General features: G+C 39.0%; 9 protein-coding genes. 6 read left to right on the forward strand and 3 right to left on the reverse strand.

The genetic code is table 11. The features are described from left to right. Positions 1 to 178: 178 nt before the first annotated feature. Positions 179 to 1591 carry an RNA polymerase factor sigma-54 gene (gene rpoN, locus NLX65_RS02205; RefSeq protein WP_260536709.1) on the reverse strand — a complete coding sequence of 471 codons (1413 nt, stop codon included), beginning with the start codon at positions 1589 to 1591 and terminating at the stop codon, positions 179 to 181. Between the two features lie 99 nt (positions 1592 to 1690). Between rpoN and asnS the strand changes: the two genes are divergently transcribed. From asnS to NLX65_RS02235, 6 genes are all read left to right on the forward strand, one after another. Next, entirely contained in the window at positions 1691 to 3094 is a 1404-nt protein-coding gene (asnS, locus tag NLX65_RS02210) for an asparagine--tRNA ligase (RefSeq protein ID WP_260536712.1), read from the forward strand. Between the two features lie 610 nt (positions 3095 to 3704). Continuing rightward, positions 3705 to 5498 (forward strand): type VI secretion system tip protein VgrG, encoded by a 1794-nt coding sequence (gene vgrG, locus NLX65_RS02215; protein ID WP_260536715.1) that lies wholly within the window; start codon positions 3705 to 3707, stop codon positions 5496 to 5498. Between the two features lie 52 nt (positions 5499 to 5550). Beyond that, positions 5551 to 5859: a PAAR domain-containing protein gene (locus tag NLX65_RS02220; protein WP_260536718.1), complete on the forward strand. Its 309-nt coding sequence runs from the start codon at positions 5551 to 5553 to the stop codon at positions 5857 to 5859. A gap of 33 nt (positions 5860 to 5892) precedes the next feature. After that, a complete protein-coding gene (locus tag NLX65_RS02225; protein ID WP_260536721.1) occupies positions 5893 to 6297 on the forward strand; it encodes a GPW/gp25 family protein in 405 nt (134 codons plus the stop codon). A gap of 153 nt (positions 6298 to 6450) precedes the next feature. After that, the gene (locus tag NLX65_RS02230; RefSeq protein WP_260536724.1) at positions 6451 to 8928 is read left to right on the forward strand and encodes a hypothetical protein; all 2478 of its coding nucleotides are present in this window, start codon (positions 6451 to 6453) and stop codon (positions 8926 to 8928) included. Positions 8929 to 8973: 45 nt separating this feature from the next. Continuing rightward, complete coding sequence (locus NLX65_RS02235) at positions 8974 to 10455, forward strand: sodium:solute symporter family protein (RefSeq protein ID WP_260536726.1); 1482 nt, start codon at positions 8974 to 8976, stop codon at positions 10453 to 10455. A 202-nt stretch (positions 10456 to 10657) separates the two neighbouring features. On the opposite strand, the gene NLX65_RS02240 is transcribed toward NLX65_RS02235, so the two are convergent. Together NLX65_RS02240 and NLX65_RS02245 are read right to left on the reverse strand one after the other, a co-directional pair. Next, positions 10658 to 12316 carry an ArnT family glycosyltransferase gene (locus NLX65_RS02240; protein WP_260536729.1) on the reverse strand — a complete coding sequence of 553 codons (1659 nt, stop codon included), beginning with the start codon at positions 12314 to 12316 and terminating at the stop codon, positions 10658 to 10660. Next, entirely contained in the window at positions 12276 to 13061 is a 786-nt protein-coding gene (locus tag NLX65_RS02245) for a phosphatase PAP2 family protein (protein WP_260536732.1), read from the reverse strand. Before NLX65_RS02245 ends, NLX65_RS02240 begins: the two co-directional genes overlap by 41 nt. Between the last annotated feature and the right edge of the window lie 193 nt (positions 13062 to 13254).

A 13254-nucleotide genomic window follows, 5' to 3' on the forward strand; every position in this document is an offset into this window, starting at 1 on the left:
GATTTTTATCCCACCTTTTTATCAAACAAAAAGTGCGATAAATTGCCTTATTAGCTATTAACTTAAACAAATATCTCTTTTTGTTTGGTAATCAATAAAAAATAGCTCTTAAGCTAACGCCATTGGCTAAACACATACAAATAGGTATGTGTTCAGCACACTAGCATCACAACAGATTTCATGATAGCAATACCTTCCGCAACCTGGCAACAGGTAGGTGCAACTGTTTTCTATACTTCGTTACGGTACGGCGTGCCACATTATAGCCCTCAGCTATCAATATAGCTACGATCTGTTCATCTGAATAAGGATTTTGTTTATCTTCACTGTCAATTAATTGTAAAATTCTATTTTTTACCACTTTATTGCTGATATCCTCTCCAGTAGCTTTGCTGATGCCTTCAGAAAAGAAAAATTTTAGTGGATACACACCAAATTTGCCTTGGACTGATTTTTGGTTGACAATCCTTGAAATAGTAGAAGCATCCATACCAACCTTATCGGCTACATGTTGCAAAACCATTGGCTTTAATCGATCTGTTTCTTCCCCTTCTAAAAAAAAAGCATATTGCAATGCTAAAATTGCGTTCATGGTCTTTAAAAGGGTTTGGCTCCGTTGACTAAGCGCCTCCATAAACCACTTGGCATGCTCTAGCTTTTTTTTCAAAAAAGCAATCATCTCTTGGCTCGATAAATCCTGTTGTGTGTTTTGCTCATAGCTTTCTAACAGCGCAAGGTATTTTTTATTAAAGCGTGGCTTGTGCACCGGATAATGGACCAATTCAGCAGTAAGTTTCCCTTGATTTTCTACGATTATAAAGTCTGGTGTAAGGTAATCACTGGCATCATCTATTCCATTATGATGGCGCCCTGGTCTGGGATTCAATCGAGCAATATGGGCTAAGGCCTCTTTCAAGAGCGGCCTATCTGTCACACCTAATTTTTTGATTATGGTCTCATAATGCTTCTTAGTAAGCGCTTCAAAACAACTACTGACCACACGCTGTGCCAGTTGAATAATTGGATCTTTCTGGTCTTGTCCTTGCAGTTGTATGCACAAACATTCCTGCAGATTCCTAGCTGCAATACCAGGTGGATCGAAATGCTGAATAGCAGTTAATACTTCCTCTACTTCTTGTAGAGAAAGTTCTAAATAATGAATTACATGAAGATCTTGTACAACAATCTCCAAATCACATTGCAGGTAACCATTGTGATCCAAACTACCAATTAAATGCTCACCTATGATATAGCCTACTGGACTTAAATGGAGCAAGTGCAGTTGCTCTTTTAATTTTTCTTGAAGTGAAACGATAGCTGGGGTCCAAAGGTCCCGAGCGGGTTGTATTTTGTAGATCTTTACATCCGTTGAACGATAATCAGGGACATCCTGAACCAATGATTCTGATGCAGTGGCTACTGCATCTTGATGGTCTCCCTCTTTTTCTTCATCTAGCAAAGGGTTAGCGGTTACCTCTTTTGAGATGTAATCATTGAGTGCAATAGTAGGCACTTGCAACAGCTTAATAAATTGAATTTGTTGTCCAGATAACCGCTGCGTTAACTTTTGTTCTAATTGTAACTTTTGCATCTGCGCGTTCAGTTGGATTAAATAAAAACTATTTATAGATTAGGACCTGCTAGGCAGATAGCTATACAAGCATTAATTTTTAATCTAAAAAAGAATACATTGCATACCAAAATTAAAGAACTTTTACAATTTGGCACAGTAGGTGCACAAGTTGAAGCCAAAGGTTGGATCCGCACCAAACGGATCAATAAACAGGTTATGTTTCTTACGCTCAATGATGGCTCCTGTCAACAAAGTTTACAGATAGTGATGTCCCCTTCTGAACTACCCAAAGAGCTGCTAAGCCAGCTGGTTACAGGGGCTAGTGTTACGGTCTCTGGCCGTTTGGTAGCTTCACAAGGTGCCAACCAATCAGTAGAATTAGATGGTCATCACCTGACCCTACTGGGTAATGCGCTAGACTACCCATTGCAACCCAAGGCGCATTCACTAGAATTCCTACGTACATGGGCACACCTTCGATTTCGTACCAATACCTTTGGTGCCGTGTTTCGCATCAGGCATGCCATTAGTTATGCCATTCACCATTTTTTTCACGAACGTGGTTTCTTTTACCTCCATACACCCATTATTACTGCAGCAGATGCAGAAGGGGCAGGGGAATTGTTTCGTGTAACCACCTTAGATACGCCACCTAAACATCCAGATGGTAGTATGGATTATAGCGCAGATTTTTTTCATACCGCTACCAATTTAACCGTTTCTGGCCAGCTTGCGGCAGAAGCAGCTGCCATGGGACTAGGGGCAGTCTATACTTTTGGCCCCACTTTCAGAGCAGAAAATTCGAATACAACCAGACACCTAGCAGAGTTCTGGATGGTTGAACCAGAGGTAGCCTTTAATACGCTGGACGATACGATTGTCCTTGCAGAAGCATTGTTAAAATTTTTATTAGACTATGTACTTAAACAATGCCCAGACGAGCTTGATTTTTTAAACCAACGCTTGCTGAGCCATAGCCATGCAGAAGAAGCAACCATGACGCTATTGGAACGGTTGCAGTTCGTACTAGAACAACCTTTCGCTCGTATTACCTACACAGAAGCCATTGCTATTTTAGCTGCATCCAATAAGCATGGTCAATTTGTCTATCCTATTACCGGTTGGGGCATGGACCTCCAATCGGAACATGAGCGTTATTTAGTAGAGCATCACTTTAAAAGACCTGTAGTAGTAACCGATTATCCAAAAGCTATAAAGGCCTTTTATATGCGCCAAAATGATGATGGTAAAACGGTAGCCGCTATGGATATACTTTTCCCTGGCGTAGGCGAAATTATTGGAGGCTCCCAAAGAGAAGAACGAATGGATTACTTGACAGCCGTCATGCAACATATTGGTATTCAAAATTTGAACTGGTATCTCGACACCAGGCGCTTTGGCACGATACCCCATAGCGGATTTGGTTTAGGTCTGGACCGATTTGTATTATTTGTAACAGGAATGGAAAATATACGTGATGTCATTCCATTTCCACGTACCCCAGGCCACGTGCCCTGTTAGCAGAGCCATGGAGCTTGCAAGGCATATGAAGACCCCACAGGGGGTGGTTTCTGTTTTTCAACCTGTAAGATGGCACTTTCAGCGACTTTTTGCCGAGGGCTTGATTTTTTGCTTGCTTTTTTATCAAGAAAAAAGTAAAAATAAAATTGCCTTACTAACCAGTGTCGTGAATAGACACATAGTTTGTGGATCTACTACTATAACGTCCACATTGCCCTATTGTGCATTATATTAACCCAGAGCAATTGGTTTATTACACGCCTATTCAGCAGCAAATAAAATGCTGCAAGGAGTTTGCATGATCACTTATAAAATCTGTGCTTTACATTTCAAACCAACGTTTATGGCCTATCTTTTTGGAATTTTATCCTTTATTTATTTTATTGCTACTGTTGAGGATCTAATACCTTTAAACTTTGGTCACAGGACTAATCTGGTACAGTCTATTTTGTTTTATTGATCCTACCTATCTATTCGGCTAGGTGATCTGAGCAATACGTAAGTAGACACATAGAAGGTATAGAAATGATTGGAACCACTAGTGGTATATTTTTATTTTAAGTGGGCGCACTTTAAACCATATTTTTCTTTGCTTTATTCCTTTATCTCCATGGCAACAGCTTTTTCAGGTGATTTTATTAAGTACGCCATCAAGGTAGGTTCTAAAACCCTAGATGCCAGCTATCCTATACAATCCATCATGGTGGATAAAAGAATCAATAAAATACCTTATGCAAAAATAGTTTTGCATGATGGTAGCATTCAGTCACAAACTTTTTCTATAGCTAATGATAAAACCTTTACCATTGGTGCTACGGTTACCATACGCGCCGGTTATGGAGATGGGTTAGAGCAGTTATTCGAGGGCGTAGTGGCCAAATTAGCCATTCAGTCTAGGTCAACAGGGTGGTCTACCTTAACTGTAACTTGTAGAGACGCGGCCTATAAAACCACCCTTGCGCCTAAAACGAAACATTTTGTAAAAAGTAAGGATAGTGACCTTTTAAAAAAGATTTTGGGTAGTTATAGTGGCCTAAGCCATAAAATTGAAGCGACCACTATTGTACATGAAAATATTACACAGCACGAAATATCAGATTGGGACTTCCTCAATATTCGCGCCGAGGCAAATGGACAAGTTGTAGTAGTAAATGACGGAACCCTTACAGTCAAAAAACCAAAAGCAACTGGCAAAGGTGCTTTTACCTATACTTATGGAGCCGACTTTATTGACTTCGATGCTGAAATAGATGCAAAAAACCCATGGTCAGCTGTTACTGCCCTCTCCTGGGATAGTAATAAGCAAAATAAAATTACTGAACAAGCCAATGATCCAGGAGAACAATCTATGGGAGACATCTCCTATAAAAAATTAACTACTGCTGCTCAACCAGGTAACGTGGCCATATCCCACGGTGGGGTACTAGATCCTTCGGAAATCAAAACGTTGGCCACTGGCTTACTAAACCGAAGTAGAATCGCTAAAATCAAAGGGAGTGTTACCGTTTCAGGCAATGCTGCATTGCGCCATGATGGGCTAATTACCATTGAAAAAGGAGCCAGTCACTTTGCAGGCAATGCATATGTATCGGGTGTGCAACATATTATATCAGATGGCAACTGGCAAACCATATTAACCTTAGGGTTAGAGGCACAACGCTATATGTACCAATACCGTGACATCGGTGCACTTCCAGCAGCAGGTATGATGCCCCCTATATATGGGTTACAACTTGGTATCGTCAAACAGATTACACAAGATCCTCAAAAACAGAATCGGATTTTGGTACATTTACCTTTAGTACAAGATAAACCCAAAGAGGGCATGTGGTGTCGTCTAGCTTCATTTTATGCTACGCAAGCATCAGGTTCTTTTTTTATCCCGGAATTGGAAGATGAAGTGGTAGTAGGCTTCGTAAACGACGACATTCGATTCCCTATTATTCTAGGCTCCCTGTATAGTAACAAACATGTACCACCTAAAACAATAGACCCTAAAAATTCTTTTAAATCGTTTATTTCTAAAGAAAAATTAGAGTTTAGTTTTCATGATGATAAAGAAGGTCCTGAAATCATTATTAAAACACCCAAAGGAGGTCTGATACAAATATCAGATAAGAAAAAAAGCATTGAAATGGTAGACCAGAATGGCAACAAAGTAGTGTTAAGTAACGATGGCATCAACCTAACCAGCAGTAAAGATATTAACCTGAATGCAAGGGCTAGTATCACCATAAAGTCAGGAAAAGATGTGGTGATCAATGGCACACAAAATATAAACTTGAAGAGCATGAATATCAACGCACAAGCTTCCATGAAAGCCATTTTAAGTGGCAATGCCAGTACAGAAGTCAAATCTGGTATGGCTACGATTATTAAAGGTACAACCGTACTCATTAATTAATAGAATTATTTTGTAGATTCTTATACTTGTATCATATATCATATAGAACACTATGCCACCTGCAGCTGTATTATTAAATAAGCATATGTGCCCTATGATAACGCCAGCTACTCCACCTGTACCTCATGCGACTGGAGGAATGATTATGTTGGGTTGTCCCACTGTTTTAATAGGTAAGTTTCCTGCAGCAAGAATGGGAGACACGTTGCTTTGTAATGGCCCCCCACCCCATCCGGATACCATTATAAAAGGATCTTTCACCGTTCTAATAGGTAAAAAACCAGCGGCACGCTTAGGCGACACAACCGGTATGGGTGGCATTATATTACAAGGGTGCCCTACCGTAATAATTGGTGGATAAAAGTATACTAATAAACCAATAGAAAATGCACATATGGAAGATGACAACAATTTCTTGGGTATAGGATGGAAGTTTCCACCTTCTTTTAATCACCATAGTAGCAGAGTAGAAATGGTCAACGGATTGAGCGATATCCGAGAAAGTTTAATCATCTTAATGCGTACTAGAGTGGGTGAACGCATTGTAGAACAGCAATATGGTTGTGATCTGACACCCCTTGCCTTTCAACAATTAGATCTTAATCTAGAAACTTTTATGGTCAATAACATCAAGCAAACCATTACAGAACATGAACCCAGAGTAGAAGTCCTAGATGTCCAACTGACCACGCCAAACGATGGAGAAGGGGCCATTGGTATTAATATAAGTTATAAGGTTAAAAAATTAGATATAGAAGAAACGATTCAATATGGCTACCATCCTATTTTTAACAAATAACAACTTAGCAATAGTGACCAATCATTATAATTAGGAACAATAGATATATAAAACGCAACATGCTCAGATAGCCATAGCCTCAAGGTCGCCATCTCTCTATTTATAATTTATTTATTATAACTTCAAAATCAGTATTATTTATAGATATAGATTATGAAAAACACCCCATTAGCACTTCATTATCCTTTTTTAAAGGAGCAAGGAATAGCCTACATTCGCCAATTAGCAGGAAAGAAATGGACAGACTATGGAGACCATGACCCTGGTATTACCATTTTAGAAGTACTTTCTTTTGCCATCATGGACCTAGAATATAGAACCAACTTCTATATAGAAGATATATGGGCGAAAGATCCTGATGCAACAGCACATCCCAATGAGCAACCCTTTTACAAAGCGGAAGAAATTCTTCCTTGTAATCCATTAACAAAATGGGATTTTTTAAAAATTGTGTTGGATGTACCAGGCATAAAAAATGCGAATATCTTTTTAAGTGATGGGCCAAAAGAAATCAAAGGGGGATATAAGATTTTTGTAGATGTAGAAGAACGGATCAGCCACACCCGACAAGAAAAAGAGGTATTAGGTTTAGTGCAACAAAAATTATATGCGCAAAGGAATCTATGTGAAGATTTCTTTCTAATTCAAACCATGGAAAGACTACCTATCAGTGTAAAAGGTATTTTTGAGGTAACCAACTGTTTGGCTTACGAAGAAGGAGAGACCATTATTGCTCAGATATTATTTGCCTTTCAGGAGTTTTTCTCACCACGTGTTCCTTTTTACAGCATCAGTCAATTGCTAGACAAAGGTAGGACCATAGACCAAATCTTTACGGGGCCACTTTTAACACAAGGTTTTATAGATGAAGAGGAATTAATTCATCTAAAAAACAAATCTAGAATTTACGTAGTTGAACTCTTAGAGCAGGCTACTAAAGTGTCTAATATTAAAAATGTGTTAAACTTTGAACTCTTTATTCATGAAGAACATACAAGAACAAGTAGCGTGATGATACCGATCTTACCAGATCAGTCTTTAGTCCTTGATATTCCACAAAGTGAAATTATCCTCTATTATAATGGGCTACCCATCAATACAAATTGGGGGAAGGTTGTGGATATGCTTGAAGATATGAAAGGAAGAGGTACTTTAACGAAAGCCTATCTACAAGAAGAAAGTGTATTTGTATTAGAAGGAAATTATAGAAACCTAGAAAACCATGTCTCCATACAACAAGACTTTCCCCTACTCTATAACGTAGGAGACGAAGGATGCAGCCCATCTGAAACACGTAAAAATCAAGCTAAAGCAAAACAATTAAAAAGTTATTTAATGTTTTTTGATCAGCTTTTTGCCAATTATTTGGGGCAATTGTCTAACATCAAACACACCATGACCATCTATAGCGAAGCGTATAACAAGCCTAATGGCCGTTTGCCCTTAGACATACCGAGGATGGATACCATTATTAAGCAACCTACGCAAGAGACTGACCCAGGTAATGACCTTGAATTTGTAGTACAAAGAAAATATTTAGATGTAAAAAAAGAAATAGTGGATAGGCCTACTGACGGCCAGCACCAGTCTGATGCAACCATGCAAACTTACTTTTCCTACATCAATAGAACATTAGAAAGCGACATTCGAAGCTTAGACAAACGATCAAGGGTGTTAGACCATTTATTGGCTTATTTAGCGGAACGATTTACCATCTACTCCCTGCACCTTTATCCTAAAAATGAAGAAACACAATTGGATGAGTTTAACACAAATAAAGCACTGTTTTTAAAGGATTACATTGATATCAGTAAAAATAGAAACCGGGCAGCTCATATAACAGTCAATGAGATGAACAATTGGATCCACCATGTGCCATCTGGTTTTAAGCGACGTATTTACCGTAACTTAGGTATTAAAAATTTAGAGAAAAAACTTTTTCACCAAATAGTAAAGGATAGTATGTATGTGGAAAAAAAGTCCACACAATATAATTTGGACATTTTCTTAGGTAAAAACGACCAGGCAGCCTATAATGATATTTTTATGTTTAGAGGGAAATATGAAAATATGCAGTCCCTAGTAATATCCTATGGTATCAATGAACAACATTACCATATTGTCAAAAAAGCAAATGAGACCTATACTATTCTACTATATGTGGATAAAGTCAAAAAGCAAACTATTGAGCTCGTAACTGAACCCCTTATGCAGATCGAGCAAGCAGAGGCTATGGTCCAACAAAGTGTAGAGTTATTAAGAACACTGAACCAAGCATGTGAAGGCTTTCACTTAATAGAACATATCTTGCTTAGAAGTGAAGATACATTAACCACAGAAAAAGACCCCTACTCATTTATCATGACTATGGTTTTTCCTGCATGGCCAGCCAGATTTCAACAATCTTCGTTTAGGCATGCAGTAGAAGAAATGGTGATTATGGAAGGCCCAGCCCACATATTTACAAATATTTTATGGTTAGATTTTGAAGATATGGAAACCTTTGAGCAAGCCTATAAAGCATGGATCCAATTAAAGGCTGATGCAAAATCTAATAAAATAGAAATAGATGCAGCGGCCAAAGTATTAATGGATTTTATAGAACCTAAAAAAGCAAATCTATGTGGATAACCCATCTACATATGGCATTGTTTCAAATATATACTTGAAAATGATATGACCCTGTCTTCTATACCTCTAGTAATGGTAGGGGGCTTTTTATTATTGACCTTAGTAGTAGGTCTTTGCGCTAGTAGCCAAGCAACCACATTTCGGGCATATGCTGTGGATAACAAACGATATTCTACGGCGCTCTTGACGATTACGCTATTGGCTACTAGTATTGGCGGAGTGTCGCTACTAACTAATGTCATCCGTGTCTATCACCATGGCCTCCACTGGATGATACACATGCTGTTTGCTCCCATCGAGCTTTGGGTCATTAATCGTGTAGCGTTACGTACAGGCCCATTGATGGAAGACCTTTCTATTGCAGATACGATAGGTAAGGTATATGGCAAATGTCCCAGGATCATTACTGCTTTATCTTCTATTTTTTATTGTCTTTTTATTGTTACAATACAAATCGATGCGCTATCCCTAGCGCTTACCATGTGCATAGACGCAGTTGACTCACGTCTGGTTACTATACTTGCCACCTTAACCCTTGTTGCTTATGCTACTTTTGGGGGCATTCGTGCCATTACCATTACCGATGTATTGCAATTTATCACCTTTACTGTTATTATTTTTATGCTTGCAAAGCTTATGTTCTCCAAAACAGGCAAATCTATATTAGAAATTGCATCATTTTTACACAAGCAAGAAAAATTTCAATTGAGCGGTAGCGATCATTTGCAACCATGGAACCTCTTCCTTTTAGTGCTACACCACTGCGCATTTATTTTCGATCCTATTTTGACCCAAAGAATATATATGTCCTCTAGCCCTATTCAAGCCAAAAAGGTTTTTTTATATGCTAGTTTCTTGCAGATTCCTATATTTATTGCCATTATGCTCATTGGTCTATTTTTTTTTGTAAACCATCCAGGACTAGCACTATCAGAAACAAAAATTTGGACGTATATCATGACGCATCTTCCACCTGCTTTTAAAGGGTGTATTGCCATTAGCATATTAGGTATGGCCATGTCCACAGCTGATTCTAGCTTACATGTTTGTAGTGTGCTGGTTGGCCATGACATGATGGAAAGTATACGGGGCATAACAGGGCCCACCGCTTGTGCCCATCAAATCCGGTTAGCCAAACTAACTTCCATAGTTACAAGCCTACTGGCTATGATCATCGTCTTTTACGCCCATAATCTATTGGAATTACTTATTTCGAGTATGGAGCTGTATGAATCCATAGTAATTGCTCCGCTTATCTTAGCTATTTTGGGCTTTCGGGGTAGTGCTCGAACGGCTTTGATAGGCATGGCCACAGGTGCACTAACCATTTTAGCTTGGAACAAATGGGTAATCCCTTCCATAAACATAGAAGGTGATTTTTTTTGCATAGTAGCCAATGGACTGGCCATGATGGCTGCACACTATCTACTGCGACAACCAGCGAATAAAGGATGGACCGGATTAGATCATCGGCACAAAAGGATGCAGCAACTTATTCAAGCATTTAAAAAATATAAAAAAGACTAGGCTCAGAATAAAATAAGAGCATGGCTTATGTGCTGCTTGGATAGGTGGCCCCCACATTTTATGTGTGGCTGTACTTTTGTATCCATTCAACACTGTGGCAGAAAACGGGTTTTTCTCTAATTCTTTACTAAGATTTATAGCAAACCTTATACACTTCCGCTAAGAAACCGTCCTAAAAGCATGTCTAAAACATACCAAGCATCTAATTTCTGCCACAGTGCTGAATGGGTACGAAGCTTTTAGGTAACCGTTTATAAAAGGAGAAACAGCCGGCATCTTTTATATGCTTGACCGATGGATAGGCTGCTAAAAATGATTTATCGCTTTTATATAGAATAAACAAACAAGGTTTATCAATAGCCCCTTCTAATAGCCAAGCTATATCCGGTTGTTGCAAGATTTTGGGTTGATCCGCATAGAACAAAGGTGCAGCTGATTTAAAACCAACGGTACGCAGGTATAACGCTTTGCCTTTACATGCTTTACAAAAAGCAACCATTTCTTTTTGCGTATAGGCTTCTATCTTAGGAGCGACACGGATCAAAAATAATGCCAACGCGCACATATTGGTGCCCATAAAGGTGCCCATAAAAGGAACCAAACGAAGCCGTAAAAGGAAATAGTAGGCTATGCCTATGCCTATAATATATACCAAACCCGGCAGGCTATCCCAGTAGTTCCATAGAACAGATAGTGTCAAGGCATCCCTGATCACTTGGCTTTTAATAAGCGTAACCCATACATGTTTATGACGCATTATCCAAGGCATAAACGCCAAAGCCCCTCCTATGGCCAAACCAATGGCTCCAAACCAATAGCCTAGATAACTATATTTTCTATGGTAAGCCCGCTGATAGAAAAAATCAGCAGCAAAAAAAGTTATAGGGAAATAGGCCATAGAACTATAATGTACAATCTTGGTACCTACTAGTGTAAAAATAAGTAAAACCACTGCTAATAAAGCTTGCATATTCGCTGCAAAATAATGGTTTTGAAGCCATCTGTTTGCTTTCAAAAAGTAGATGGCAAATAGAGAACTGGGAAAGCATCCAAAGCAAAGTACCAGATAGTGATAGTACCAAGGTTGTGCATGGGTAGCAACAGGTTGATGGTAGAGCAATAAATGATAGGCCCAGAATTCTGTAATAAAAGTCCATCCATACACCCAAATTTCTGGAATCAACCAACAGGATAGGGCTACTACAGCAACGAATATAGTTAAAACCAGTAACTTCAACTGCACAACGTTGCCCTTAAACCAAGTATACGATAATGATAAAGTAGCTAATGGTATTATCAAAGCCATAGGGCCTTTGGCCAACAGCGCACAACCTATCGATAACCCTGCACAACTATACCACCCTCCTTTGGATAAGGTAGCTGCACGGGATAAACAATAGATGGCCAACAGCAAAAAATAATTAAAAAAAGGATCTATAATAGCTGATTTAAAATAAAAATGAGGCAAAAAAGCAGTTGCATACAAACACATCCATACAAGACCAAACCACCTGCCCTTGTAGTGTGTACCGATGTAATATACCGTTGCAAGTGTCAACAGTCCGCAGACCCAATTAGGAAAGCGTGCACCGATTTCATTCACTCCCCAAAGATGCATACTAGCCGCTTGTAGCCAAAAGAAAAGCGGCGGTTTTTCGTAGAGAGGTTCAAAATTAAAGGTCACTTGGCCATAACAGCCCGTACGGATCATTTCTCTAGTAATCTCAGCAAAATAGAGCTCATCTAAATCAAATAGATGCACCGCGCCTATCCCCCATGCAAAAATAACGCCAAAGCCAATTAGAAAACAAACAACCCGACTATTTCTTAATCCCTTTTCCATGCGTACATAACCAACCATAGATAGAACGATCCAACCACTTAGGCCCATTGACCTGCATAACAGCTATATATACTAGCACAGCCGCAATCGTACCAATCCAGGCACCTACATAGACATCTATATAAAAATGCTGACAAAGATAGATCCTTGAGTAAGCAACCGTTAGGGCTAGTCCTAACAAAAGCACACTATACATTTTGTTTTTATTTTCTGCTAATAGCTGTATAACAGCTACCAACAGAAAAATCGTAGCAGAGTGACCTGAAGGGAAACTTAACTCCTTTGACAAGGGAACCCGATCTACTAGATGCAAGGCTTTATCTCCAGGGAGCAAGGCTATGGGCCTTAACATATGTGTATAAAAAACACGCTTCAACAATTGTACCACGATAGACATAAAGACAAAACCACCGCCCATTATGAGCAGCTTCCTACAACTTACACGCCATAAGGCCATCATCCATAGAAGAGCTATATACATGATCCCATCCCCTAACCAGGTCCAATAAGGCGCCATACAATCTACAAGAGGATGGTGCCACTGCTTGAGCCATATCAAAAAAGAAACTTTATCCAATAGGAAAAAAGGCAAAAACCCGATGAGCAATAGGGCTGTAAGCAGGTAAAAAAACAACTTGTTTTCATACCAAACCATTCTAATAGCCGTTAGCTGCTTCATACTGTTTTTGTATTGGTCGTCGTAACCCGTCCACTGCGCGGGCTCAAACGACATGCTACTTGCTTCCTCATCTTTCAACGACACTTTCTAATCACAACTGTTTCCAAGGTATATTGTTTGCTTGTAAGGCGTACTTTAGTCTTGTTTTGGTGTATTAGTTAAGATTTAATCTGACAGGCAGTAAAAATTTAAGTATTAAAGTTGTCAGTTAAGTTTAGTTTGTCAGGTATTGTTTTAAGGTACGCGATTTGATTATTTTTTTCAAGGACTAGCTTTT

Source organism: Candidatus Cardinium sp. TP (genome assembly GCF_025215055.1).
Lineage (GTDB): Bacteria > Bacteroidota > Bacteroidia > Cytophagales > Amoebophilaceae > Cardinium.

Excerpts from the sequence above, each read along its gene's own strand:
- rpoN (WP_260536709.1), bottom strand. The coding sequence starts at position 1,591 with ATGCAAAAGTTACAATTAGAACAAAAGTTAACGCAGCGGTTATCTGGA.
- vgrG (WP_260536715.1), top strand. The coding sequence starts at position 3,705 with ATGGCAACAGCTTTTTCAGGTGATTTTATTAAGTACGCCATCAAGGTA.
- NLX65_RS02220 (WP_260536718.1), top strand. The coding sequence starts at position 5,551 with ATGCCACCTGCAGCTGTATTATTAAATAAGCATATGTGCCCTATGATA.
- NLX65_RS02225 (WP_260536721.1), top strand. The coding sequence starts at position 5,893 with ATGGAAGATGACAACAATTTCTTGGGTATAGGATGGAAGTTTCCACCT.
- NLX65_RS02230 (WP_260536724.1), top strand. The coding sequence starts at position 6,451 with ATGAAAAACACCCCATTAGCACTTCATTATCCTTTTTTAAAGGAGCAA.
- NLX65_RS02235 (WP_260536726.1), top strand. The coding sequence starts at position 8,974 with ATGACCCTGTCTTCTATACCTCTAGTAATGGTAGGGGGCTTTTTATTA.
- NLX65_RS02240 (WP_260536729.1), bottom strand. The coding sequence starts at position 12,316 with ATGGTTGGTTATGTACGCATGGAAAAGGGATTAAGAAATAGTCGGGTT.